The sequence below is a fragment of the Pseudomonas bananamidigenes genome, from assembly GCF_001679645.1.
GTDB classification, from domain to species: Bacteria; Pseudomonadota; Gammaproteobacteria; order Pseudomonadales; family Pseudomonadaceae; genus Aquipseudomonas; species Aquipseudomonas bananamidigenes.
Window position 1 is genome coordinate 1 of record NZ_LRUN01000014.1, and the last position, 23,261, is coordinate 23,261.

Consider the following 23,261-nt stretch of genomic DNA (forward strand, 5'->3'; position numbering starts at 1 on the left):
CGGTCAGTCCCCTCTCCCTCCGGGCGGTCCGACGTTTCGGGAGGGTTAGGGTGAGGGCGCTTTTAAGCTCTTAGCTGCTCACCGGCAGAATCGGGCTGCCCAATCGCTCCAGCAACGTCGCCTGCGCACTGCGCGGGTTCTGGTTGCCGGTCGGCGTGTTGCGGATGTAGCGGCCGTCCGATTGCAGGCTCCAGCTGTGGGTGTTGTCGGTCAGGTACAGCTCCAGCTCTTTCTTGACCCGGGTCAGCAGCTTCTTGCCTTCCACCGGGAAGCAGGTCTCGACGCGCTTGTCGAGGTTGCGCTCCATCCAGTCGGCACTGGAGAGGAACATCTGCTCCTCGCCACCGTTGAGGAAGTAGAACACCCGGGTGTGCTCAAGGAAACGGCCGATGATTGAGCGCACGTGAATGTTGTGCGAAACCCCGGCGATGCCCGGACGCAGGCAGCACATGCCGCGCACCACCAGGTCGATGCGCACGCCGGACTGGCTGGCCTTGTACAGCGCGCGGATGATCTTCGGATCGGTCAGCGAGTTGAACTTGGCGATGATGTGCGCCGGCTTGCCGTCGAGGGCGAATTGCGTTTCGCGGGCGATCATGTCGAGCATGCCCTTCTTCAGGGTGAACGGCGCATGCAGCAGCTTCTTCATGCGCAGCGTCTTGCCCATGCCGATCAACTGGCTGAACAGTTTGCCGACGTCTTCGCACAAGGCGTCGTCGGAGGTCAGCAGGCTGTAGTCGGTATACAGACGGGCGTTGCCGGCGTGGTAGTTACCCGTGCCGAGGTGCGCGTAACGCACGATCTCGCCAGCCTCGCGACGCAGGATCAGCATCATCTTGGCGTGGGTCTTGAAGCCGACCACGCCGTAGATCACCACCGCACCGGCCGCCTGCAGACGGCTGGCCAGTTGCAGGTTGGACTCTTCGTCGAAGCGCGCCCGCAGCTCGATGACCGCCGTCACTTCCTTGCCGTTACGCGCGGCATCCACCAACGCATCGACGATTTCCGAGTTGGCGCCGGAGCGGTACAGCGTCTGGCGCACAGCCAGAACATGCGGGTCTTTCGCGGCCTGACGCAGCAGGTCGACCACCGGGGTGAACGACTCGAACGGGTGCAGCAGCAGGATGTCCTGCTTGCTGACGACGCTGAAAATGTTCTCGCTGTTCTGCAGCAGCTTCGGAATCTGCGGCGTGAACGGCGTGTATTGCAGCTCCGGATGGCTGTCCAGACCGGTGATGCTGAACAGACGGGTCAGGTTGACCGGGCCGTTGACCTGATACAGCTCGGTCTCGCTCAGGCTGAACTGCTTGAGGAGGTAGTCCGACAGGTGTTTCGGGCAAGTGTCGGCGACTTCCAGACGCACGGCGTCACCGTAACGACGGGAGAACAACTCCCCACGCAGGGCACGGGCCAGGTCTTCGACGTCTTCGGAGTCGAGCGCCAGGTCGGCGTTCCGGGTCAGGCGGAACTGGTAGCAGCCCTTTACCTTCATGCCCTGGAACAGGTCATCGGCGTGAGCATGGATCATCGACGACAGGAACACATAGTTGTCGCCAGGGCCGCCGACTTCTTCAGGCACCTTGATGATCCGTGGCAGCAGGCGCGGCGCCGGGATGATCGCCAGACCGGAATCGCGACCGAAGGCGTCGATGCCTTCGAGCTCGACGATGAAGTTCAGGCTCTTGTTCACCAGCAACGGAAACGGGTGTGTCGGGTCGAGGCCGATCGGAGTGATGATCGGCGCGATCTCGTCGCGGAAGTAGCGACGGACCCAGGTCTTGAGCTTGGTGGTCCAGTAGCGGCGACGGATGAAACGCACCTGATGCTTTTCCAGCTCCGGCAGCAGGATGTCGTTGAGGATCGCGTACTGGCGGTCTACATGACCGTGCACCAGCTCGCTGATGCGGGCCAGGGCCTGATGGGGCTGCAGGCCGTCGGCGCCAGCCTGTTCCCGGGCGAAAGTGATCTGTTTCTTGAGGCCGGCGACGCGGATTTCGAAGAATTCGTCGAGGTTGCTGGAGAAGATCAGCAGGAACTTCAGCCGCTCCAGCAACGGGTAGGACTCGTCCAGCGCCTGCTCCAGCACGCGGATGTTGAACTGCAGTTGCGACAATTCCCGGTGGATATACAGGCTGCTGTCATCCAGGCCGGGGATCGCGATCACCGGTGCCGCTGCGGCGGACTCGGTGGCCGGCGCGGGCGGCGCAGGTTCGAGTTCCGGCGGGGTCTCGGTAATCTGCTCGACCACGGGTTGAGCTTCTTTTACGGCAACTTCAGTGAGTCCTTCGGTATTCATCGAATGTTCCTGGGAGGGCTATTTCTGCTCTCGTAACAATTGAGCGGCACGGACAGCAAAGTAAGTCAGGATGCCATCAGCGCCGGCACGTTTAAAGGCGGTCAGGGATTCGAGGATCACGCCTTCGCTCAACCAGCCATTCTGGATCGCCGCCATGTGCATGGCGTATTCGCCGCTGACCTGATAGACGAAGGTCGGCACTTTGAAGGCATCTTTTACCCGGAACAAAATGTCCAGGTAAGGCATGCCGGGTTTGACCATGACCATGTCCGCGCCTTCAGACAAGTCCGCGCCCACTTCGTGCAACGCTTCGTCGCTGTTGGCCGGATCCATCTGATAGGAAGCCTTGTTCGCCTTGCCCAGATTCGCGGCCGATCCCACGGCATCGCGGAACGGCCCGTAATAGGCGCTGGCGTACTTGGCCGAGTAGGCCATGATCCGCACGTTGACGTGACCGGCCAGCTCCAGCGCCTCACGGATCGCCTGGATGCGACCGTCCATCATGTCCGACGGAGCCACCACCTGGGCACCTGCAGCGGCGTGGGACAACGCCTGTTTGACCAATGCATCGACGGTGATGTCGTTCTGCACGTAGCCGTCTTCGTCGAGGATGCCGTCCTGACCGTGGGTGGTGAACGGGTCGAGAGCGACGTCGGTGATCACGCCGAGCTCCGGGAAGCGATCACGCAGGGCGCGAGTGGCGCGCTGGGCGATACCTTCGGGATTCCACGCTTCGGCGGCATCGAGGGACTTGAGTTCGGATGGCGTGACCGGGAACAGCGCCAGTGCCGGGATCCCCAGCTCGACCCATTTCGCCGCTTCTTCCAGCAGCAGGTCGATGGTCAGACGCTCGACACCGGGCATCGAAGCCACGGCTTCGCGGCGGTTTTCACCGTCGAGCACGAACACCGGCAGGATCAGGTCATCGACCGTCAACACGTTCTCACGCACCAGACGCCGGGAAAAATCATCACGACGATTGCGACGCAGGCGGGTGGCAGGGAACAGACGGTTGGCTGGGGTAAAGCTCACGGCAGACTCCTGAGCCCGCGCAGACGGGCGAGCGTGACAGTTATAAGCGGCCATTATGACGGTCGTATTACAGTTATGTGCACCCCTGTGACACGTAGCCGCAATCCATTGTCGTTGTAGGAAATGTTAACGTCGAGACACATTTCGACACTTTCCTGAATGTGTCCGAAGGGTTAGGCTGCGCGTTCATTTCGCCAGCACCCAGACAATGCTCCAACAATTTCTGCATGACTTCGGCTACTTTGCCTTGTTTCTCGGCACGTTCTTCGAAGGCGAAACCATCCTGGTGCTCGCGGGCTTCCTCGCGTTCCGTGGTTACATGGACATCAACCTGGTGGTGGTCGTGGCGTTCTTCGGCAGCTATGCCGGCGATCAGCTGTGGTACTTCCTGGGCCGCAAGCACGGGCGCAAGTTGCTGGCGCGCAAACCGCGCTGGCAAATGTTGGGTGACCGCGCACTGGAGCACATTCGCAAGCACCCGGACATCTGGGTCCTGAGCTTCCGCTTCGTTTACGGCCTGCGCACGGTGATGCCGGTGGCCATCGGCCTGTCGGGCTATCCGCCCGGACGCTATCTGCTGCTGAACGGCATCGGTGCGGCGATCTGGGCCGCGGCCCTGGCCGCAGCGGCGTACCACTTCGGCGCGGTGCTCGAAGGCATGCTGGGCAGCATCAAGAAATATGAACTGTGGGTACTCGGTGCGCTGCTGGTGCTGGGGGTCGGCCTCTGGTTGCGCCGCCGGTTCAAGAATGCCCGGTTGGCGAAAAAGGTCTACGAAGAAGAACAGGCCGAGCAACTGGCCAAGGCCGAACGGCACAAAGCCGAACAGGCCAAGGCGGCCGAGCCTAAGACACCCACCGAGTAACCCGCTGGCGACAGCAATACAGCCCGATGCCGCTGAGCAGGCTGTAACCGAGCAGGCCGGCCCAGATTTCGGGACTGGCCGGCCACAGCCCGACCTGCGGTGCCAGCCACACCAGCGGCAGGTTCGCCGCCAGCCGCAACAGCTCCAGCTTCAGCGCCCACGGGCGATTCTCCAGGGCCACGCCCAGCACAAACAGACCCGACGCCATCGCGCCCCAGCCCAGCACCAGGGCGCCGGTCGGCAGACTGCGCTCCAGACTCATCAGATAACTGCCCAGCGCCACATACACGCCCAATTGCAGCAGCACGTACCACTGCTGTCGGGCGCCCAGCGACACCTCGAATTTGCGGAATCGGCTCAGGTCCGGCTTGTACATCGGGTACTTCGCCGCCACGTCCGCCGGACGCCATCCGGTGCGCATGAACCAGATTCGCAGCTTGTCCCATTTGCTCCCGGCGCGCCGCGCATCATTCCAGAGCTGTACGTAAAACTGCAGGTTGGCCCACAACGGATTCCAGCTCGCCAGCGGCGTGGTCACGCCAAAAATCACCGGTTCATTGTCGTCCTCTTCCTGGAACGAGCCGAACAGACGGTCCCAAATAATGAACACCCCGCCGTAGTTGCGATCCATGTAGAGAGCGTTCTGTGCATGGTGGGCCCGATGATTGGACGGCGTGACGAAGCACCCTTCGAACCAGCCAAGTTTAGGAATGTGCTTTGTGTGCACCCAGAACTGATACAGCAGATTCAACGCGGCGACACTGACGAACACCGACAACGGCACGCCAAGCACCGCCATCGGCAGGTAAAAGATCCAGCCCAGCACAAACCCGGTGCTGGTCTGGCGCAGGGCGGTGGAAAGGTTGTAGTCCTCGCTCTGGTGATGCACCGAATGAGCGGCCCAGAGGATGTTCCGCTCATGGCCCATACGGTGCAGCCAGTAGTAACAGAAATCGTAGAGGACAAAGGCGAAGACCCACACCCCGACACTGTCCGCCGGCAATCTGAACAGCGCCAGATGCTCCAGGGCAAACCCGTAAGTCACCAGCCCCACGCCCTTGGTCAGCAGGCCGGTGGTGGTCGACAACACCCCGGTGCTGATGCTGCTCACCGCATCGGCCAGGCGATAGTTGCTCACCCCTCGCCAACGGTCGGCGATCAGCTCGACCGCGATCAATACAGAGAAAAACGGCACCGCATACAGAATGAAGTTCATGACGTGCCCTGACGAGATCCGTGTGCACAGATCCTAGGTGTAGCGACAGCCTGCCCCTATGGCAACGAGCGACAAATTAGTGGACATTTAGCGCCATGAATCTGGAGAGAACCCCATGAGCAAAAAAGTTGCAGTGATCCTGTCCGGTTGCGGCGTGTACGACGGCGCCGAGATCCACGAGAGCGTCATCACCCTGCTGCGCCTGGATCAACGTGGCGCCCAGGTGCAGTGCTTCGCCCCGGACATCGCGCAATTGCATGTGATCAACCACCTCACCGGCAAAGAGATGCCCGAGTCGCGCAACGTGCTGGTGGAGTCGGCGCGCATCGCCCGGGGCAATGTCAAGGATGTCCGTGAAGCCGATGTCGATGATTTCGATGCGCTGATCGTGCCCGGCGGTTTCGGCGCGGCGAAGAACCTGTCGAACTTCGCCGCCGACGGCGCCGGCTGCTGCGTTCAGCCGGACGTACTGGCGCTGGCCGAGGCGTTTGCCGAAGCGGGCAAACCGGTGGGCCTGATGTGCATTTCGCCGGCACTGGCCGCCAAGATCTACGGCCCGGGCGTGACCTGCACCATCGGCAACGATGCCGACACCGCCACGGCCATCGGCAAGATGGGCGCCACCCACGAAGACTGCGCCGTGACCGACATCATCGAAGACAAGGCGCGCAAACTGGTGACCACCCCGGCCTACATGCTGGCGCAGTCGATCAGCGAGGCGGCTTCGGGAATCAACAAGCTGGTGGATCGCGTCCTGGAGCTGACCCACGAGAACGACGCCTGATCTCTTGGTCGAACACAAAACCAATGTGGGAGCGGGCTTGCCCGCGAAGACGTCAGGTCAGACAACTATTCGTTGAATGACACACCGCCTTCGCGAGCAAGCTCGCTCCCACAAGGGGTTTGTGTAATGTTCAGGGTTTGCGGGTGAGCCTGGTAAGGATCCGGTCCAGGGCATTGGCGAACGCCTGCTTCTCCCGGTCGCCGAACGGCGCCGGGCCACCGCTGACCTGGCCCTGCTCGCGCAGATCGGTGAACAGGTTGCGCGTCGCCAGCCGTTCACCCATGTTCTGCGCGTCGAACTCCTTGCCTCGCGGATCCAGCGCTGCAACGCCCTTCTTCACCAGCCGGTCGGCCAGCGGGATGTCGCTGCAGATCACCAGTTCGCCCGGCACCGCGTGTTCCACCAGATAATCATCCGCCGCATCGGGGCCGCTCGGCACCACGATCAGCTTGACGATCGCCAGCGCCGGTTTGCTCTGCGGCTGCCCCGCCACCAGCACCACCTCGAAGCGGCGCTTGAGGGCGAACTTCACCACCAGCTCTTTAGCCATCTTCGGGCAGGCGTCGGCATCGATCCATACGCGCATCATCTCAGGCCGCCACCCGGCGCTTTTCCGCCACCCGGCTGCGACCGTAGAGCACTATGATCGCCGCAATCGCCACGACCTGCGCGGTCAGCGAGTAGGCATCGGCGTGAATCCCCAGCCATTCGAAATCGAAGAAAGCCACCGGCCGGGTGCCGAAGATCCCGGCTTCCTGCAACGCTTTCACGCCGTGGCCGGCGAACACCACCGACAGTGCGCACAGCAGCGCCGCGTTGATGCTGAAAAACAGCGCCAGCGGCAACTTTGCCGAGCCGCGCAGAATGATCCAGGCCAGACCGAACAACAGCACCAGCGCCGTAGCGCCGCCCGCCAATACCGCGTTGTGCCCGGCAGGACCGGCCTGCAGCCACAGGGTTTCGTAGAACAGAATCACTTCGAACAACTCGCGATACACCGAGAAGAACGCCAGCACCGCAAAACCGAACCGCCCACCGCCACCGACCAGGCTCTGTTTGATGTAATCCTGCCAGGCCGCCGCATGCCGACGGTCGTGCATCCACACCCCGAGCCACAGCACCATGACACTGGCGAACAACGCCGTGGCGCCTTCCAGCAGTTCCCGCTGGGAGCCGCTGACATCGATCACATACGCCGCCAGCGCCCAGGTACCGAGACCGGCCAGCAACGCCAGGCCCCACCCGACGTTGACGCTGCGCACCGCCGATTGCTGGCCGGTATTGCGCAGGAACGCGAGAATCGCCGCCAGCACCAGAATCGCCTCCAGGCCTTCGCGCAGCAGAATCAGCAGCCCGGAAATGTAGCTCAGCGACCAGCTCAGACCGTCGCTGCCCAGCAAATCGGCAGACACCTTGAGTTTGCCCTTGGCCGCGTCAAGGCGCTGCTCGGCCTGCTCCACCGGCAAGCCGTCCTGCAGCGATTGTCGGTAGGCCATCAAGGATTTTTCAGTGTCCTTGCGCACGTTGGCGTCGACGTTGTCCAGCGAGCTTTCAACCAGCTCGAAGCCTTCCAGATAGGCAGCAACGGACAAGTCATACGCCTGATCACGATCGCCGGCACGGTACGCGGCCAGGCTCTTGTCCAGGGTCGCGGCGGTGTAGTCGAGCAACTGCGCCGGGCCGCGCTTGACCTGCGGCGGCTGCGCCCGTTGCGCGCGGAAGGTCGCGGCGGCTTCGGCGCCTTCGGCAGCCTGCACTTCGGCCGGTGTCTGACGGGCGAGGTCGGCGATGTTGTAGGTCTTGTCGGACTTGGTCGTGGCCGGGTCGGCACTGAACTGTGCGATGTAGGTCGCCAGATCCCAGCGCTGACGGTCGTCCAGTTGATCGGCGAAGGCCGGCATGTCGGTGCCTTCGACGCCTTGGCCGAGGGTGTTGAAGATTGCGTAGAGACTCAGATGATCCAGACGCGTGGCATCACGCAGGTTGGCCGGCGCGGGCTCCATGCCGACACTCGCAGGGCCATCGCCGGCCCCGTTGGCGCCATGACACACCGAACAGTGCTGGGCGTAGAGCGGCGCACCACGGGCCGGGTCCGGGGTGATGATCGGCGCCTGGCTGACTTCATAGGCCACCGCCAGTTTTGCCCCCAGTTGCCGGGCCTGACGGGCGACGTCCGCGCCGTCCTGCTTCGCGGTGATGGCGGCGAGCAGAGCGTCGACGCCCTGCTCCAGGCCGGCCTTCTCCGGTTTGGCCGGCATCCCGGCAATCAACCCTTGCAGCGCCCGGGTGAATTCCAGTTGCTCGCGGTATTCGGCATCGTCGACAACCTTGCCTGCCTCTACCGTTGGCGGGTAGTCGGCGCTGATGTAATCGAGCAGGTGCAGCGCCCGGGGCGCGCCTTCCACGGTATCGGCCAACAGATTGAAACTGCTCAGGGCAAACAGCGGGAACACCAGCCAGGCCAGGAATCGGGACGAGGCAGTCATGAAAGGATCTCAATTGGAAATGCGAAGTAACACATTGTTCACGTCAAGCAGGCCTGACTCAAGCTTTCTCGGCAACCGGGACGGATAACGTGCATTGTCATGCAGCACATAGCCATCACTCGCCCCTATACTGCGTCGCCTCCCGCTTCTCTCGATTAAGGAAAATCTCGTGGTCATGCGCCATTGCCTGCTGTTTCCCTTGCTGTTGAGTGCGCTCCTGCAACTGAGCGGTTGCGGGGCCTACCGCAATTACGATCTGGAACTGCAACAAACCACCGATCAATTGAAAGCAGGCAACACCGACGGTGCGCTGGCCATGATCGAGGCGCATAACCCGGATGAAGAAAAAGACCTGCTGTATTACTTCGAGAAAGGTGCGGTGCTCAGCGCCGCCGGCGAGTTCTCACAAAGCCAGGTGGCCTGGCGCAGTGCCGAACAGAGGGTGATCCAGCGCCAGGACACCATTGAAACCACTGGCGACAAGCTGCTGTCCGCCCTGGGCAATGAATGGGGCAGCATCATCAACGACAAGCTTCGTCGTTACGATGGCTATGACTATGAAAAGGTCATGCTGACTACGCAAATGGCCCTGAACCAGCTGGCCGTGAATGACTTCGATGGCGCCCGTGCGGACATCAAGAAGACCCACGAGCGCGAAACACTGATCGCCCGGCAACGAGAGCTCGAATACGAGCGTGTCGAAAACGCCGCCAAGGACCAGGGCGCCCGTGTGCATTACAAGGACCTGCAGGGTTATCCGGTGATCATGCTCGAGTCGCCAGCGGTCATTGCCCTGAAAAACGGCTATCAAAGTGCGTTCAGCCACTATCTGGCCGGCTTCACGTATGAAGCGCTGGGTGAAAAAGACCTGGCTGCACCGGGTTATCGCCAGGCGATCGAACTGCGTCCTGACATACCATTCTTCCAACAGGCGCTGCGCGACCTCGACAGTCCCGGGCTCAAGGCGGGCGAAAGCGATGTGCTGATCATTGTGCAAAGCGGACTGGCCCCTGCCCGCAGCTCGGTGCGCGTGCCTTACCCGGTGAAGCTCGACGACGGACAGGTGATCGTCGCCAATATCTCGTTTCCGGTGATGGTGCCGGATACCTCCACTCAATCTTTCAACCAGATAACGCTCGACGGTCGTCAAAGGAAGCTGATCACCGTCAACAACATCACCGACATGTCCCTGCGCACCCTGCGTGACGACATGCCCGGGATCATTCAGCGCACCACTTATCGAGCATTCCTGGCGGCGGACGTTCAAGGCACCGATAACCGCCGCAATCCCGCCAAGGCTTCTTACGTGACCCAGCATGACGGTTTCGAGCACGCCGATACCCGCACCTGGCGCACCCTGCCCAACCTCACCCAGGTACTGCGCCTGCGTCTGAAGAAAGGCGAGCACTCGATCAGCCTGCCTACGGCGCCCAGTGCTGCACCTCTGAAAATCCGCATTGATCAGGATCGCCAGGTCATCGGCTTGCGTGCACTTGGCGATCGGATCTACGCCAACGGAAGTGCCTTCCGGGACATCATCACAGGCGGCACGCGAACGGTATCCAGCATGAAGTAAGTGATGGCACTCGACTAACCAGTGCGATTAAAAAGCTATTACATAGCCAGCACCGCCCGCCTATAATGCCGCGCCCTCGTTATCGCGATGCGGCATTAAAGCTCCTCTGTTTATGAGGAATTGGCAGGAGGCCAACGCCACTGTCGATCGGTCCCAGCAGCCCGACCCGCACCCGAGGCTGTCGCTACTCATGGAAGAAGTACCCCATGGCATTTCGCGCTCCCACTCTGATCGCGCTTGGCGCCGTCACTCTGCTGTCCGGCTGTTCGGCGTTTCGCAATTACGATTCCGAACTGGCCCAGACCAACCAGCAACTGGCCACCGGCAACGTCGACGCCGCCCTGACCCTGCTGGAAAAGAACAACACCGGCCCGGACAAGGACCTGCTTTATTACTTCGAGAAAGGTGAACTGCTGCGCGCCAAGGGCGATCTGTCCGGCAGCCAGAACGCCTGGACCAGCGCCGACCAGGTGGTGGGCAAATGGGAAGACTCGGTCAAGCTCGACACCGACAAGTACCTGGCCCAGTTCGGCAGTTTCCTGGTCAATGACAAAGTCCGTCGCTACGAAGGCTATGACTACGAAAAAGTCATGCTGACCACGCAGATGGCCCTGAACCTGCTGGCGGTCAACGACTTCGACGGCGCCCGCACCGCGATCAAGAAGACTCACGAACGCGAAGCGGTGATCGCCGATCTGCGTGACAAGGAATACCTCAAGAGCGAAGAGGAAGCCGAGAAGCAAGGCATCAAGACCGAGTACAAGGACCTGCAAGGCTACCCGGTCGCCAGCCTCGACGCCCCGGAAGTGATCGGCCTGAAAAACAGCTATCAGAGCGCGTTCAGCCATTACCTGGCCGGTTTCGTCTACGAAGCCCTGGGCGAGAAGGACCTCGCTGCACCGGGCTATCGCAAGGCCGCCGAACTGCGTCCGAAAACGCCGCTGCTGGAGCAGGCGCTGGTCAATCTCGACAAGCCGGCCAAGAGCGATGACAGCGACGTCCTGATCGTGGTGCAGAGCGGTCTGGCGCCGGCCCGCGATTCGATCCGGGTGCCGCTGCCGCTGCCGATTTCCGACAACGTGGTCATTACTCCGCTGTCGTTCCCGATCATCAAGCCCGACACCTCCACCGCCACGTTCGCGCAGATCGGTGTCGACGGCCAGCAACTGGACCTGACCGCGCTCAACAGCACCACTGCCATGTCGCGCCGCGCCCTGCGCGATGACATGCCGGGGATCATCCTGCGCACCACCGTGCGCGCGATCACCAAAGGCGTGGCACAGAAGAAAATCAACGAAACCAATCCGCTGGCGGGTCTGGCCGTGGGTATCTCTTCAGCGGTGCTCGAAGGTGCCGATACCCGTACGTGGCGCACCTTGCCGGACACCACCCAGGTGGTGCGCCTGCGCCTGAAAAAGGGTGAACACCAGGTCACCCTGCCGAGCGCCGTGGGCGGTTCGGTGGTCAAGGTCAACGTCGATCAGCGTTATCAGGTCGTCACCCTGCGCGCCGTCGGCAATCAGGTATTCGCCGCCGGCCTCGCCGCTCACGTGACCCCAAGCACCGCCGGCACCGCCGTGGCCAGCCTCAAACAACCTTAAGAACGGAGTCTTTGCATGCGCTTCAAACTCTTCGCCGTCGCCGCCCTCGCCGTCCTGGCCAGCGGCTGCGCCACCCCGCCGCCCCCGGAGCCGGGCAGCGCCGCGAGCAAGGTCGTGGCCATGGGCCCGCAAAAACACATCGCGGTCGGCGCCATGCGCGTTGCCCGCGAGAACGGCTTCATGACCGTCAATGTGCAGTTGACCAACACCCTCAACAGCAACAAGACGTTCTATTACCGCTTCGCCTGGCTGGGCCCGGAAGGTTTCCCGATTGCCGAAGAAGAAGTCTGGAAGAGCCAGATGATGTACGGCGCCCAGACCAGCTTCATTCAGGGCATTGCCCCGACGCCGAAAGCCGTGGACTTCCGTCTGGAACTCAAGACGCCTTAAGCCCGACTCCCTATTCCCGATTCAGAGAGCACTCCCATGTTTGCACGCTTTTCCTTCATCGCCGTCCTCGCCCTGCTGGCCTCCGGCTGCGCCAACACTTCGCCGACCCTGGGCAGCAAGAACATCAGCTACGGCGATACCAAGGCCGTTGAAACCGTGACCAACGAATTCGGTTCCACCGACCTGCAGATGATTGCCGAATCGATGACCCGCTCCCTGGCCCAGTCCGGCGTTCTGCAGGGCCGCCCGGTGGTGCAGGTCTATGACGTGAAGAACAAGACCAGCGAATACATCGACACCCGCGAGATCACCACCACCATCAAGACCCAGCTGATGAAGTCCGGCACCGCCCGCTTCGCCAGCGACAACACCGCGATGCAGAGCCAGGTCGACCAGCTCAAGCTGCAAAACCAGAGCGGTCTGTACAAGAAGAGCACCGTGGCCAAGACCGGCAACATGATCGCCGCCAAATACCGCCTTGAAGGTTCGATCAGCTCGATCGTCAAGCGCAGCAGCGATTACAAGGACGTCTTCTACAAATTCAGCCTGCAACTCATCGACGTTGAAAGCGGTCTGGCCGAGTGGATGGACGAGAAAGAGATCCGCAAGACCACGGAGCGTTAATCGATGCGCACATGGATTGGCATGATGGCCCTGGCTTGCGCGTTCAGCGCGCAAGCGGCCCCGAAAGTCGCGGTGACGGACCTGGCGTATCAGGAACGCGTGGAGCAATACATCCACATCGTTTCGGCGCAGAACAACTACCGCGAGGGTTACTACAGCGCCAGCGGCTCTTCGAGCTACAACGAGCTCGAAGCGTCCACCAGCTACATCGAACAAGGCGAGCTGCGCAAATTCACCGGCGACATCAAGGGTGAAATCCTGCGCACCGGGATGTTCCAGCTGGTGCAGGGCACGCCGTACACGGCATCGTCCAAGGGCGACGTCTACGACGTGATCAAGCGGATCAAGGCCGGCAACTTCAAGGGTGCCGACTACGTGCTGTTCGGCACGGTGTCCGACATCGACTTCACCCAGGACATGAACGAGCTGGCCAATACCGACAGCTATTCAGCCGTACTGGGCCTGACACTGGTGGCGGACTTCAGCCTGATCAACACCAAAACCTACGAAATCACCTCGGCCTTCACGGCGATGGGCGAAGCGCAGGACACCAAACTGGTGAACCACCGCGACATCAAGATCTCGCTCAACCGCCCACGGGTGGTGCGCGAGGTCTCGAAGGCGCTGGGTGAAGACGTGGCCGGACAGCTGAGCCAGCAGCTCGGCGGTGGTGGCTACGAGCAACCGCGGGAACCGCAGCAGCGCAATAATCTGCCGCGTGATACGGCGCCAGTAATTCTGCGCTGACCGGCAGCCGGAAACGAAAAAGGCGACCTGAAAAGGTCGCCTTTTTTATGCCTGCCCGCTTTACGCGGCGGCTTTGCGCAACGTCGCCATGAACGCCGCCGCACCGATGAACAGCCCGGCAAACGTGCGGTTCATGCGTTTCTGCTGGGTCGGTGTGCGCAACAGGCGCAGTACCTTCGACGCCAGCCCGGTGTAGCCGGCCATGACGATCAGGTCGACGCAGATCATGGTCACGCCGATCACCACGTACTGGATCAGCAGCGGCGCGTGAGGATTGATGAACTGCGGCAGCACCGCCAGCATGAACACCAGCGCCTTGGGGTTGCTGATGTTCACCAGAAAGCCACGGAACACCAGCGCCATCGGCCGGCCGATCGGGCGCACCGCCGCGTCATCGCTCATGTCCATGGGCAGTGCACGCCACTGTCTGATCGCCAGATATACCAGGTAGGCGACACCGAACCATTTGATCGCATGGAACGCAGTGGCCGAAGCGGTGAGGATCGCGCCGACACCGGCGCCGACGATGGCGATCTGCAGGGCCAGGCCCAGTTGCAGGCCCAGGGCGTTCCAGTAACCGCGCCAGAAACCGTATTGCAGACCGCTGGACATCGACGCAATCGCGCCGGCGCCCGGAGAAAGGCTGATCACCCAACACGCGGCAAAAAACGCCAGCCATGTTTGAAGCTCCATCGCACACCTCGACTCAGACTCGTGACAAACGTCCAAGCTAATGGGATTCAGGCTGGATGACTACCGATTTTTTTCAGGATGTTGCGGCCGCCGACTAACGCGGCCGGCGCCCGATCACTTTTCGAAACCGCTGGAAGGAAACACATCCGACCCACGCCAGCGCCTTACCGAACGCTGGAAGAACAGGCTGTTGGGCACCTGCACCATGGCGCTGCCGGTGCCGAGTTCTTCGGCTTCGATCAGCGTGGTGTAGAGCAGATTGATCGCCACCACCCGGCCTTTGACGCCGGGTTTGTCGGTGGTGTCCACCAGCTCCACCACATCGCCCAGACGAAACGGGCCGACAGTGAAGATCAGAATCGCGCAGAGCAGGTTCGACAGCACGCTCCACATGGCGAAGAACGCCACCGCCGCGACGGCGACGAAACCGGACAACGCGGTCCATAGCACGGTGGCAGAAACACCGAGGCGCTCCAGCACGAAGATCAGCGCGCTGCCCATGATCAGCCAGCGCAGGCCCCCACGCAGCGGCATCAGTAACTGCGGCGGCAGCGGATACTTTTCTCCCAGACGGGTCAGGAAGCGGGCGACGACACGCTGAGCGAAGTAGCCGGCCAGCAGGATCAAGAGAATCTGCACGCCAAGCCAGACCGGTTCGATCCACTCTGCCGGCAACGGCAGCTTGAGCGCCTCCATCAGGACAGCGCCTCCAGCTCCGCCTGCATGCTTTCCAGGGTTTCCAGCGCCTGCATCCACGCCTCTTCAAGTTCGCCTTCGCGGACTTTCAGTCTGGCCTGTTCGGCCAGCAGGTCGCGCAATTCGTTCTTGCGCGCCGGCTCGTAGAGATCGCTGTCGCCGAGGCTGGCGTCGACCTTGGCCAGTTTCTCGTGCAGCTTGCCCAGCTCGGCCTCGAGCTTGTCGGCTTCGCGCTTGTGCGGCGCCAGTTGCTGACGCAACGCAGCGGCGGCCTGGCGCTGGGCTTTCTTGTCAGTCTTGTCCGGATTGACCGGCGTGTTGTTGACCGGGGCGTTGCGCTGACGATACTCGACCAGCCAACGTGCGTAGTCCTCGAGGTCGCCGTCGAACTCCTCGACCTTGCCGTCCGCGACCAGGAAGAAGTTGTCGGTGGTGCTCTTGAGCAGATGCCGATCGTGGGAAACCACCAGCACCGCGCCACTGAACTCCTGCAATGCCATGGTCAAAGCCAGGCGCATTTCCAGATCGAGGTGGTTGGTCGGTTCGTCGAGCAGCAACAGGTTCGGCCGTTCCCAGGCGATCAACGCCAGGGCCAGACGGGCCTTTTCGCCACCGGAGAAATTCAGCACCGGTTCGTCGATCCGCCCGCCCCGGAAGTCGAAACCGCCGAGGAAGTCGCGCAGGGTCTGCTCGCGTTCGGTCGGCGCCAGGCGCTGCAAATGCAGCAACGGGCTGGCCTTGGCATCCAGCGAATCGAGCTGATGCTGGGCGAAGTAGCCGACCACAGTGTTCTCGCCACGGGTCAGGCGCCCGGTCAGCGGTGACAGTTCACCGGCAAGGTTCTTGATCAGGGTCGATTTACCGGCACCGTTGGGGCCGAGCAAGCCGATCCGCGCGCCGGGGGTCAGTTGCAGCCGAACCTTCTCAAGGATGGTTTTTTCGCCGTAACCCAGGCGCGCATCGGACAGATCGATCAGCGGGCTGGAGATCTTGGTCGACTCGCGGAACACAAAATCGAAAGGCGAATCGACATGGGCCGCCGACAGCTCTTCCATGCGCTCCAGTGCCTTGATCCGGCTCTGGGCCTGACGGGCCTTGGTCGCCTGGGCCTTGAACCGGGCGATGTAGCTTTCCATGTGCGCACGTTGCGCCTGCTGCTTCTCGTAGGCCTGTTGCTGCTGGGCCAGGCGCTCGGCACGGGCGCGCTCGAACGCGGTGTAGCCGCCACGGTAGAGCACCAGCTTGCGCTGATCGACGTGGGCCACGTGATCGACCACCTCATCGAGGAAGTCCCGGTCGTGGGAAATCAGCAGCAAGGTGCCGGGGTAACTTTTCAGCCACTCTTCGAGCCAGATGATGGCGTCGAGGTCCAGGTGGTTGGTCGGTTCGTCGAGTAGCAGCAGGTCCGACGGACACATCAATGCCTGCGCAAGGTTCAGACGCATCCGCCAGCCACCGGAGAAATCTCCTACCTGACGATCCATCTGCTCATTGGTGAATCCGAGACCGGCCAGCAGCTTGCGCGCACGGGCATCGGCGGTGTAGCCGTCGGCGCTGTCGAGTTCGGCGTGCAGACGTGCCAGGGCAGCCCCGTCGTGAGCCTCTTCGGCGGCAGCCAGGTCACGCTGGACTTCGCGCAGGCGCAGGTCGCCGTCGAGCACGTAGTCGACCGCCAGACGTTCGAGGGTGTCGACCTCCTGGCGCATGTGGGCGATACGCCAGTCGGCCGGCAGCAGGCAGTCGCCCGAGTCCGGGTGCAACTCACCACGGAGCAAGGCGAACAGGCTGGATTTGCCGGCGCCGTTGGCACCGATGAGGCCGGCTTTATGGCCGGCGTGCAGGGTCAGCTCGGCGTCTTCTAGCAGACGTTGCGGGCCACGCTGTAAAGTCAGGTTCTGAAGTCGGATCATAATGGCGGCGGAGTCTACCAGCTTCGTCCGCAACTGGCGCGAGTAGCACGATGTCCTCTGACCTGTGGAGCTTTGCCCTTGCCGTCTACGCCCGTCCCGGCGTGGAAGAGGCCTGCCTGCGCCTGCAATCGGCGGGAGCCAATGTGTGCCTGATGCTGTGTGGTTTATGGCTGGAACAGCGCGATGCGACGTGTGACGAGGTGAGTGCCCGGCAGCTTCTGGAACTGACAGAGCCTTGGGACCGGGAAGTGGTGCAACCGTTACGCACATTACGCATGCAGTGGAAAACCCTGGCCGAGACCGATCCGGTGCTCAAGGGCATGCGCGAGCAGATCAAGGGATTGGAGCTGGAAGCGGAGCGTGCACTTCTGTCGCGACTTGAAGGCGCCGCGCAAGGCTGGAAGCGTAATTCGAAGGAATCGAGTGACTGGCTGGAGGTGCTGGCCGGCCCGGCGGCCAACCTGAACCGCGACGCGCTGCAAGTGCTGCGCGTCGCGGCGAGCGGCGCTTAGGAAGCGCTGCTCGGGTTGCTGGCGACGCTCGACGCCGGGGATGGCGTGGTGGCGGTGGTCGAGGTAGTGGCGGCGGATGCCGGTGCTGCGGCCGGAGCCGGGGTTGCCGGTGCGGCAGGTTTGGCAGCAGGCGTCGTGGCCGGTTTTGCTGCAGCTGGTTTTGCTGCTGGCTTGGCGGCAGCTGGCTTGGCGGCGGCAGGTTTTTTCACCGCAGGTTTTGCAGCAGGTTTCGCTGTTGGCTTGGCGGCCGGTTTGGCAGCGGTCGCTGGCTTGGCTGCGGTCGTTGCAGGCTTCGCGGCGGCAGCCGGTTTGGCAGCGGGTTTGGCCGCTGGTTTCACTGCCGCTTTGGCTGCAACCGGTTTGGCAGCAGCTTTTGCCGCAGGCTTGGCAGCAGCAGTTTTGGCGGCTGGTTTGGCAGCGGCTTTAACGGTCGGTTTTGCTGCCGGTTTGGCAGCTACTTTGGTGGCTGGCTTGGCAGCGGGTTTGGCAGCGGCAGTTCTCGCCGGAGCCGCTTTTGCAGCAGCGGTTTTCGCCACAGGTTTGGCAGCGGGTTTGGCCGCTGTGGTTTTAGCTGCAGGTTTGGCAGCACTGGCTGCTGCGGGTTTCCTCGCAGCTGGTTTGGCAGCGGCTTTAACGGCTGGTTTTGCAGGCGCTTTGGCCGGTGCTTTTGCAGCAGGTTTGGCAGCCGCTTTTTTCGCAGGTGCCGCTGCCGGCTTGGCCGAACGCAGAGACAGCGCCTTGCCGACGGCTTCCTGTACACGACCGACACCCTGGGCCAGTTTCAGGCTTTCCTGGGCATCGCGCTTGAGCTGCAGAATGTAGCTGCGGGTGTCGGACTGACGTTCCTTCAGCGCATCGAGCAGATCTTCCAGCTCCTTCACGGCAGCCTTGGCCTTGGTCTGCGCCTTGGCTTTGCCGGCTGCTGCCGCGTCCTGCAATTTGGTGCGGGATTTGTGCAGTTTCTCTTGCGCCTTGCCGCGTTGCTTTTCCAGTTTGGCGAGCAGTTTTTCAGCATCAGCCAGAGCTTGGGAGCAAGCGTTTTCCAGATGCTCGAGCAGGCTGCCCGAGAGTTGTTGGAGTAAATGCAACGGAGTGTTTACAGGCTTCTTGGTGGCCGACATGGTTTACCTCCTGGCTGACGTGAGTGCGGCTCATACTAGACCTCTGCTGCTACCGCCGCTAGGGCATGTTGACCGTAATGGAAGCACTCGGTTGCAGGCTCGCGAAAAACTTCTGCGCATTGGCAAAAGCAGTTCACCGTTGCAGACGTTCGCGCTGGCATAATCCACCGCAATTCAGGACGGAGAGTGCCCATGTCGCGCTACCTTTTTTTATCCCTCTGCATGATGTTTTCCGTGGCTCAGGCTGACGAAAAAACCACGGCGAACGATGCCCACGATCTGGCTTACAGCCTCGGCGCCAGCCTCGGTGAGCGACTGCGCCAGGAAGTGCCGCAGCTACAGCTCCAGGCATTGATCGAAGGCCTGCAGCAGGCTTATCAAGGCAAGCCTCTGGCACTGAGTGAAGCACGCATCGAGCAGATCCTGGCCGATCACGAATCGCAGACGGCCGAGCAGGCGACCATGCCTTCGACCGACGCCGCGATGGAGAACGAGCGACGCTTTCTCTCGGCAGAAAAAGCCAGGCCCGGTGTTAAAGAACTGGCGGATGGCATCCTGCTGACCGAACTGGCACCCGGCAATGGCGCGAAGGCGGGTCCCGACGGAAAGGTGCAGGTGTTGTATATCGGTCGTCTGCCGGACGGCACCGTGTTCGACCAGAACACTCAACCACAGTGGTTCAACCTCGACAGTGTGATCGCCGGATGGCGCACCGCCTTGCAAAACATGCCGGTGGGCGCGAAGTGGCGTCTGGTGATTCCATCGGATCAGGCTTACGGCGCCGACGGTGCCGGCGACCTGATCGCACCGTTCACACCGCTGGTGTTCGAAGTCGAGTTGCGCGGCGCGACCAGTTGATCACCCAATAAAAAAACGGTGCGTTGTTGGCGCACCGTTCTTGTGTCTTGCAGGGTCGGCTCAGGCCTGAACCGGATCTTCTTCCTTGTGGGCCGTATGCAGTACTTCGATCAGGCAGTCCTCCAGTTCGAAGCGCTCGTGGAGCAGCCCACCCAGCTCCTTGAATTTTTCGGCGACGCATTTGCCTTCATCACACAGGTCGTTGAAAGCGAGCAGTTTTTCCGTGATGACATCGATGCGCGGATAGATCGTCTCGGCCAGTTCAAGGCCGCGCTTGTCGTTGAAGGCCTTGGCCTCGCCCGTCAGCTGTTCGTAGATTTCGAAATGCCCGGCCGACACGTAATCGACCAACACTCCGCAAAACTCCTGCAAGGGTTTGCGATCCTCGGAGAGTGATTGAGGTTCGGCACCCAGCTTGTCATAGGCAGCGATCAGTTCCTCACGCTCCTGGAGCCAGCGGTCGATCAGCAGATGAACTCCACCCCAACGTTCCTGAGCATTCTGACAACTTTCGAGCATGGCGATCTCTCTTCCCTTGTGGGTCATGCTGCCCTGCACCTGCGCCTCCTTTTCGGTTGTTGCTTTGAGAGGCGGACAGACAGGGCGTCATCGAGCAACACGAATCCAATGACACGTGCGGGCCAGATTATGCCCGCGCGCCTATGGCTTCAAGGTACGCAGGAGAGAAAGTTCATACAAGTGTTTAATCCCTGACCAGCGCCCGATGCGACGGTTCGTCGCTGAGCGGTCGTTGCAGAGCGTTCCAGGCCAGCCGCAGCAATTGATAAATCGCCAGGATCGACATGGCGACGAAGAACAGCAGGCTCCACTCCGGAATGCTCAGATCGAACAACGTCCAGGACAATTGCGCGCAGTCCTCATTGTCATTGAACATCCGCCGCAGAGCGCAAAGCCAGGGCAGATGGCCGAACGACTCCTGGATGCCGGGCGAACACTGCGCCATGTGATGCAGCGAATCACTCTGCAGCAGTACCTGACGCCACGCGGCCATCGTGCCGCCGAGGCTGGCCGACAGTGCACCGAACCAGTAGAGCGATAGACCAAAACGCCTGGGTCCGTGCACGGCTGCCACTGCACAGCAGGCGATGAGGACACTCAGGAAAAGTCGCTGCACCAGACACAGACTGCACGGCATGAGGCCGACTGTGTATTCAAGGTAGTAGGAAGCTCCCAGCGCCAGGATTCCCGCCGTGAAAACCATAAAAAACAGGGAGCGTGAGCAGGTCGCCGACATGGCTAATCCGTAACAATAAAGACAGTGAGTAACGGTAGAGTAAAGGGCCTCGGCCTTTCAAGGCGGACCACTGACGACACTTCACCAGAAGTGTAGGGAAATCCCGACAGGCATGAGAGGAATGGGTGTAGTCCTATGTAGGACTTTGCCGAGGAAGGGGAAAAGCGATCACTATTCGGGCGAAAGTGCGAGCGAGGGAGCGTGCTCCCTCGCTGATTCAGGCATGCGCCTGGGCCGGCAACGGCGCGGCCAGCAAACGCTCATCCAGCAGACCGAGACCTTCCTGAAACAACTGATTGCTGCGCTCGGTATCGCCGAGTCGAGCCAACAATCGCGCCAGTTCGGCACAGGCTTCGGGATTGCGCTCGGTGCGCAGGCTGCTTTCCAGATAATCCCTCGCCTTGCCCCAAAGACTGGCTTGCAGACACAAGCGACCGAGGGTCAGCAACAGGCTCGGGTCCGCAGGGTGATCCTTGAGCCAGCCTTCGGCGGTCTGCAATTGACGCGCCGCATCGTTGCCACGCACCAGGCCATAAAGCCGCGCAAGATGACTGTCATACTTGCGCTTGAGGGCGCTGCGCAGCACTTCCTCGGCTTCGACCTGAGCACCCAGCTGACGCAGTTGCTCGGCATAGGCCAGAACCAGCGGCGGCTCCTGACGTTGCGACGAGCTCAGTTGTTGCCAGGCGCGATCGAGCGACTGCTGGCCAGCCTCGCCATCTTCTTCGCGATGCGCTGCCAGCGACAGATTCTTGCCCCAGGCGCGACGCTCCAGCTCGGCCAGTTCGGCGGGGGGCAGGACCTTGTCCTTGCGCAGTTCGGGCAACAGCCTGATGACGGCCGACCAATCACCTCGCTGTTGATGCAGACGCTGCAATTGACGCAGGGTCTGGACATTGTGCGGGTGACGCTCGCGCATGGCCTGCAGGGTCACCAGCGCGCCTTCGGTATCGCCGCGATCGGTCTGCAGTTGCGCGTGACTCAAGGCAATGGCCAGCTCGGCCTGTGGCTGACGCTCGAGGGCGCGCTCCAGCAACCGATCGCATTCTTCGTAGTTGCCTTGCTCATTGGCGGCACGGGCGGCACCGAGGTAATACAGCAACGGCTGGCGCTCGGCCTCCGCGGCCCGGTAGAGATGACGCTGGGCGCTGGCCCAGCGACCTTCGACAAGGTCCAGCTGGCCGTGCTCGATCGCCACTTGCACGCGGCGACTGCGGTTGCGGCGCGACCAGGGATTGACCACGCCACCGGAAGTCAGCACCAGTTCGACCAGTGCCTTGATACCCCAGATCAGTAGCCACAACACCGCGACCAGAGCCAGGGTCGCCCACAGGCTCGACTCATAGCGGAAGCTCTTGTAAGCCACCAGCACGTAACCGGAATGCTCGGCGATCGCCAGTCCGAGGGCTGCTGTCGCTGCGATGACCAGAAACACGATGACATACAGGCGTTTCATGGTGTGGCCTCCTGCGCGGTGGCAGCAGGTCTGGCGAAGGGCTTCACCGAGTCTTCAGCGTTGACGTTGCGACGCTCCAGATAAGCCTGCACCGCACTGAGGGTGCCTGCCAGATCCGGAGTGACAACCGTGACGGGTTGCTTGCTCAGCTCCGCCACCTGTTCGAGCATGATTTTGCTCTGCGGATTGTCCGGGTTGAAGTTGCCTTTGAGCACATCCCGCGCTTCAGTCAGGGCCTGGGTGTAGACCGCTGCCTGACCGTTGAGCGCCGCCCATTGCGCCTGCTCCAGCGACAGGCTGAGGGCCAGGCGCACCTGGCTCAGGCTCTGCCCGGCGAGCAGTGGCCGTACGTTCTTGTCGGCGTTGAAATCGATGCGGATGTAGCGCGAGATCTGGTCCCACCACTGCGCCCAGCGACTGGCACCGTCACCATCGGCGGTCAGGCCCAGCAACGAATCGCCACGATCCTTGTATTCGGGCGCCAGCTCGGTGAGCCCGATGACCTGATCGCGCAGCGCGCCCAGTTTCAGGAACAGACCGGTACGATCGGGCTGCTCGGTACTGCGCAACGCCACCAGGGTTTTCGCCACTTGCTCACGCGCGGCAAACGAACCCGGATCGTTTTGCTCCTTCAGGATATCGTCGGCACCCTGCACCAGTGCCTGAGCGCTGCTGATGTCCTGCAAGGCAGAGAGGCGCAGGCTCGCCAGACGCAGCAGATGCTCGGCCTCGGCCAGACGCCAGTCCTTGCGGCTTGCCCCGAGGACGGTTTCCAGACGCTGATTGAGGCGCTGCTGATCGCCCTGGAGCTGCGTCACCAGACGCTGGCGATCGGCGAGTTCGTCGGCGCCGGGCAATTGTGCCAGACGCTCGGTCAGACGCTGCTCGTTGAGCTTCAGGTTCTGGGCCTGATCATTCAACGCTTGCACCTGACTCAATTGCTCCTGGGTATTGGCTTGCAGGTGCTTCACCTGCCAGACACCCCAGCCACCCACCGCAACACCGGCGGCGCCCAGCAGCAGTGCGACAATGGCCAATCCGTTGCCTCGGCGCGGCTCGGCGACCGGTGGCGGTGCATCAACCGGTGCATCGATCACAGGTTGAACGTCATCTTTAGGCAAGGCTGTTTCGCTCACGTATCCA

The 23,261-nt window shown here is 61.9% G+C and carries 22 protein-coding genes; 9 read left to right on the plus strand and 13 right to left on the minus strand.

Annotated elements, in window-relative coordinates; translation table 11 throughout:
* Positions 1-70: 70 nt before the first annotated feature.
* Together ppk1 and hemB are read right to left on the minus strand one after the other, a co-directional pair.
* Positions 71-2,296, minus strand: a complete 2,226-nt coding sequence (gene ppk1 / locus BBF94_RS05895; RefSeq protein WP_065258113.1) for a polyphosphate kinase 1 — start codon at positions 2,294-2,296, stop codon at positions 71-73.
* 18 nt (positions 2,297-2,314) lie between these two features.
* Positions 2,315-3,328 carry a porphobilinogen synthase gene (gene hemB, locus BBF94_RS05900; protein ID WP_065258114.1) on the minus strand — a complete coding sequence of 338 codons (1,014 nt, stop codon included), beginning with the start codon at positions 3,326-3,328 and terminating at the stop codon, positions 2,315-2,317.
* Between the two features lie 208 nt (positions 3,329-3,536).
* Between hemB and BBF94_RS05905 the strand changes: the two genes are divergently transcribed.
* Positions 3,537-4,193: a DedA family protein gene (locus BBF94_RS05905; RefSeq protein ID WP_065258115.1), complete on the plus strand. Its 657-nt coding sequence runs from the start codon at positions 3,537-3,539 to the stop codon at positions 4,191-4,193.
* Here BBF94_RS05905 and BBF94_RS05910 read toward each other — a convergent pair.
* Complete coding sequence (locus BBF94_RS05910; protein WP_065258116.1) at positions 4,174-5,409, minus strand: sterol desaturase family protein; 1,236 nt, start codon at positions 5,407-5,409, stop codon at positions 4,174-4,176. The two genes, BBF94_RS05905 and BBF94_RS05910, sit on opposite strands and share 20 nt — an antisense overlap.
* 115 nt (positions 5,410-5,524) lie before the next feature.
* Here BBF94_RS05910 and elbB point away from each other — a divergent pair, with 115 nt between their 5' ends.
* Positions 5,525-6,193 (plus strand): isoprenoid biosynthesis glyoxalase ElbB, encoded by a 669-nt coding sequence (gene elbB, locus BBF94_RS05915; protein ID WP_065258117.1) that lies wholly within the window; start codon positions 5,525-5,527, stop codon positions 6,191-6,193.
* 130 nt (positions 6,194-6,323) lie between these two features.
* Here the strand turns inward: elbB and BBF94_RS05920 are convergent, their stop codons facing one another.
* A complete protein-coding gene (locus BBF94_RS05920; protein WP_065258237.1) occupies positions 6,324-6,779 on the minus strand; it encodes a YaiI/YqxD family protein in 456 nt (151 codons plus the stop codon).
* 4 nt (positions 6,780-6,783) lie between these two features.
* Positions 6,784-8,679, minus strand: coding sequence for an FTR1 family protein (locus tag BBF94_RS05925; protein WP_065258118.1), 1,896 nt, complete (start codon positions 8,677-8,679; stop codon positions 6,784-6,786).
* A gap of 175 nt (positions 8,680-8,854) precedes the next feature.
* On the opposite strand from BBF94_RS05925, the gene BBF94_RS05930 reads away from it, so the two are divergent.
* The 5 genes from BBF94_RS05930 to BBF94_RS05950 all read left to right on the plus strand — a co-directional run bounded on the left by BBF94_RS05930 (position 8,855) and on the right by BBF94_RS05950 (position 13,617).
* Positions 8,855-10,255 (plus strand): COG3014 family protein, encoded by a 1,401-nt coding sequence (locus BBF94_RS05930; RefSeq protein WP_065258238.1) that lies wholly within the window; start codon positions 8,855-8,857, stop codon positions 10,253-10,255.
* A gap of 206 nt (positions 10,256-10,461) precedes the next feature.
* Positions 10,462-11,856 carry a COG3014 family protein gene (locus tag BBF94_RS05935; RefSeq protein WP_065258119.1) on the plus strand — a complete coding sequence of 465 codons (1,395 nt, stop codon included), beginning with the start codon at positions 10,462-10,464 and terminating at the stop codon, positions 11,854-11,856.
* Between the two features lie 15 nt (positions 11,857-11,871).
* Complete coding sequence (locus tag BBF94_RS05940; protein WP_065258120.1) at positions 11,872-12,246, plus strand: YcfL family protein; 375 nt, start codon at positions 11,872-11,874, stop codon at positions 12,244-12,246.
* Positions 12,247-12,282: 36 nt separating this feature from the next.
* Positions 12,283-12,870: a penicillin-binding protein activator LpoB gene (lpoB, locus tag BBF94_RS05945; RefSeq protein WP_065258121.1), complete on the plus strand. Its 588-nt coding sequence runs from the start codon at positions 12,283-12,285 to the stop codon at positions 12,868-12,870.
* 3 nt (positions 12,871-12,873) lie between these two features.
* On the plus strand, positions 12,874-13,617 hold the full coding sequence (locus tag BBF94_RS05950; RefSeq protein ID WP_065258122.1) for a penicillin-binding protein activator LpoB: 744 nt from the start codon (positions 12,874-12,876) through the stop codon (positions 13,615-13,617).
* Between the two features lie 60 nt (positions 13,618-13,677).
* Here the strand turns inward: BBF94_RS05950 and BBF94_RS05955 are convergent, their stop codons facing one another.
* From BBF94_RS05955 to BBF94_RS05965, 3 genes are all read right to left on the minus strand, one after another.
* Positions 13,678-14,310, minus strand: coding sequence for a LysE family transporter (locus BBF94_RS05955; RefSeq protein WP_065258123.1), 633 nt, complete (start codon positions 14,308-14,310; stop codon positions 13,678-13,680).
* 114 nt (positions 14,311-14,424) lie between these two features.
* A complete protein-coding gene (locus tag BBF94_RS05960) occupies positions 14,425-15,006 on the minus strand; it encodes a mechanosensitive ion channel family protein (protein ID WP_065258124.1) in 582 nt (193 codons plus the stop codon).
* Complete coding sequence (locus tag BBF94_RS05965; protein WP_065258125.1) at positions 15,006-16,916, minus strand: ATP-binding cassette domain-containing protein; 1,911 nt, start codon at positions 16,914-16,916, stop codon at positions 15,006-15,008. The genes BBF94_RS05960 and BBF94_RS05965 overlap by 1 nt, the downstream gene beginning before the upstream one ends.
* Positions 16,917-16,966: 50 nt before the next feature.
* On the opposite strand from BBF94_RS05965, the gene BBF94_RS05970 reads away from it, so the two are divergent.
* Positions 16,967-17,428, plus strand: a complete 462-nt coding sequence (locus BBF94_RS05970; protein WP_065258126.1) for a TIGR02444 family protein — start codon at positions 16,967-16,969, stop codon at positions 17,426-17,428.
* On the opposite strand, the gene BBF94_RS05975 is transcribed toward BBF94_RS05970, so the two are convergent.
* A complete protein-coding gene (locus tag BBF94_RS05975) occupies positions 17,425-18,549 on the minus strand; it encodes an AlgP family protein (protein ID WP_065258127.1) in 1,125 nt (374 codons plus the stop codon). The genes BBF94_RS05970 and BBF94_RS05975 overlap by 4 nt on opposite strands.
* Before the next feature lie 192 nt (positions 18,550-18,741).
* Between BBF94_RS05975 and BBF94_RS05980 the strand changes: the two genes are divergently transcribed.
* Positions 18,742-19,407, plus strand: coding sequence for an FKBP-type peptidyl-prolyl cis-trans isomerase (locus BBF94_RS05980; RefSeq protein WP_065258128.1), 666 nt, complete (start codon positions 18,742-18,744; stop codon positions 19,405-19,407).
* A gap of 60 nt (positions 19,408-19,467) precedes the next feature.
* Here BBF94_RS05980 and BBF94_RS05985 read toward each other — a convergent pair whose 3' ends face one another.
* The 4 genes from BBF94_RS05985 to BBF94_RS06000 form a co-directional block, all read right to left on the minus strand.
* Complete coding sequence (locus BBF94_RS05985; protein WP_065258239.1) at positions 19,468-19,926, minus strand: Rsd/AlgQ family anti-sigma factor; 459 nt, start codon at positions 19,924-19,926, stop codon at positions 19,468-19,470.
* A 184-nt stretch (positions 19,927-20,110) separates the two neighbouring features.
* Positions 20,111-20,662, minus strand: coding sequence for a disulfide bond formation protein B (locus BBF94_RS05990; RefSeq protein WP_065258129.1), 552 nt, complete (start codon positions 20,660-20,662; stop codon positions 20,111-20,113).
* Between the two features lie 217 nt (positions 20,663-20,879).
* Positions 20,880-22,118 carry a heme biosynthesis protein HemY gene (locus BBF94_RS05995; protein ID WP_065258130.1) on the minus strand — a complete coding sequence of 413 codons (1,239 nt, stop codon included), beginning with the start codon at positions 22,116-22,118 and terminating at the stop codon, positions 20,880-20,882.
* Positions 22,115-23,254, minus strand: a complete 1,140-nt coding sequence (locus tag BBF94_RS06000) for a uroporphyrinogen-III C-methyltransferase (RefSeq protein ID WP_065258131.1) — start codon at positions 23,252-23,254, stop codon at positions 22,115-22,117. The genes BBF94_RS05995 and BBF94_RS06000 overlap by 4 nt, the downstream gene beginning before the upstream one ends.
* Between the last annotated feature and the right edge of the window lie 7 nt (positions 23,255-23,261).

Excerpts from the sequence above, each read along its gene's own strand:
- BBF94_RS05920 (WP_065258237.1), bottom strand. The coding sequence starts at position 6,779 with ATGCGCGTATGGATCGATGCCGACGCCTGCCCGAAGATGGCTAAAGAG.
- BBF94_RS05970 (WP_065258126.1), top strand. The coding sequence starts at position 16,967 with ATGTCCTCTGACCTGTGGAGCTTTGCCCTTGCCGTCTACGCCCGTCCC.
- BBF94_RS05990 (WP_065258129.1), bottom strand. The coding sequence starts at position 20,662 with ATGTCGGCGACCTGCTCACGCTCCCTGTTTTTTATGGTTTTCACGGCG.
- BBF94_RS05930 (WP_065258238.1), top strand. The coding sequence starts at position 8,855 with ATGCGCCATTGCCTGCTGTTTCCCTTGCTGTTGAGTGCGCTCCTGCAA.
- BBF94_RS05950 (WP_065258122.1), top strand. The coding sequence starts at position 12,874 with ATGCGCACATGGATTGGCATGATGGCCCTGGCTTGCGCGTTCAGCGCG.
- BBF94_RS05975 (WP_065258127.1), bottom strand. The coding sequence starts at position 18,549 with ATGTCGGCCACCAAGAAGCCTGTAAACACTCCGTTGCATTTACTCCAA.
- BBF94_RS05940 (WP_065258120.1), top strand. The coding sequence starts at position 11,872 with ATGCGCTTCAAACTCTTCGCCGTCGCCGCCCTCGCCGTCCTGGCCAGC.
- BBF94_RS05980 (WP_065258128.1), top strand. The coding sequence starts at position 18,742 with ATGTCGCGCTACCTTTTTTTATCCCTCTGCATGATGTTTTCCGTGGCT.
- BBF94_RS05985 (WP_065258239.1), bottom strand. The coding sequence starts at position 19,926 with ATGCTCGAAAGTTGTCAGAATGCTCAGGAACGTTGGGGTGGAGTTCAT.
- BBF94_RS05925 (WP_065258118.1), bottom strand. The coding sequence starts at position 8,679 with ATGACTGCCTCGTCCCGATTCCTGGCCTGGCTGGTGTTCCCGCTGTTT.
- BBF94_RS05935 (WP_065258119.1), top strand. The coding sequence starts at position 10,462 with ATGGCATTTCGCGCTCCCACTCTGATCGCGCTTGGCGCCGTCACTCTG.
- elbB (WP_065258117.1), top strand. The coding sequence starts at position 5,525 with ATGAGCAAAAAAGTTGCAGTGATCCTGTCCGGTTGCGGCGTGTACGAC.
- ppk1 (WP_065258113.1), bottom strand. The coding sequence starts at position 2,296 with ATGAATACCGAAGGACTCACTGAAGTTGCCGTAAAAGAAGCTCAACCC.
- BBF94_RS05965 (WP_065258125.1), bottom strand. The coding sequence starts at position 16,916 with ATGATCCGACTTCAGAACCTGACTTTACAGCGTGGCCCGCAACGTCTG.
- BBF94_RS05955 (WP_065258123.1), bottom strand. The coding sequence starts at position 14,310 with ATGGAGCTTCAAACATGGCTGGCGTTTTTTGCCGCGTGTTGGGTGATC.
- BBF94_RS05995 (WP_065258130.1), bottom strand. The coding sequence starts at position 22,118 with ATGAAACGCCTGTATGTCATCGTGTTTCTGGTCATCGCAGCGACAGCA.
- BBF94_RS05960 (WP_065258124.1), bottom strand. The coding sequence starts at position 15,006 with ATGGAGGCGCTCAAGCTGCCGTTGCCGGCAGAGTGGATCGAACCGGTC.
- lpoB (WP_065258121.1), top strand. The coding sequence starts at position 12,283 with ATGTTTGCACGCTTTTCCTTCATCGCCGTCCTCGCCCTGCTGGCCTCC.
- BBF94_RS05905 (WP_065258115.1), top strand. The coding sequence starts at position 3,537 with ATGCTCCAACAATTTCTGCATGACTTCGGCTACTTTGCCTTGTTTCTC.
- BBF94_RS05910 (WP_065258116.1), bottom strand. The coding sequence starts at position 5,409 with ATGAACTTCATTCTGTATGCGGTGCCGTTTTTCTCTGTATTGATCGCG.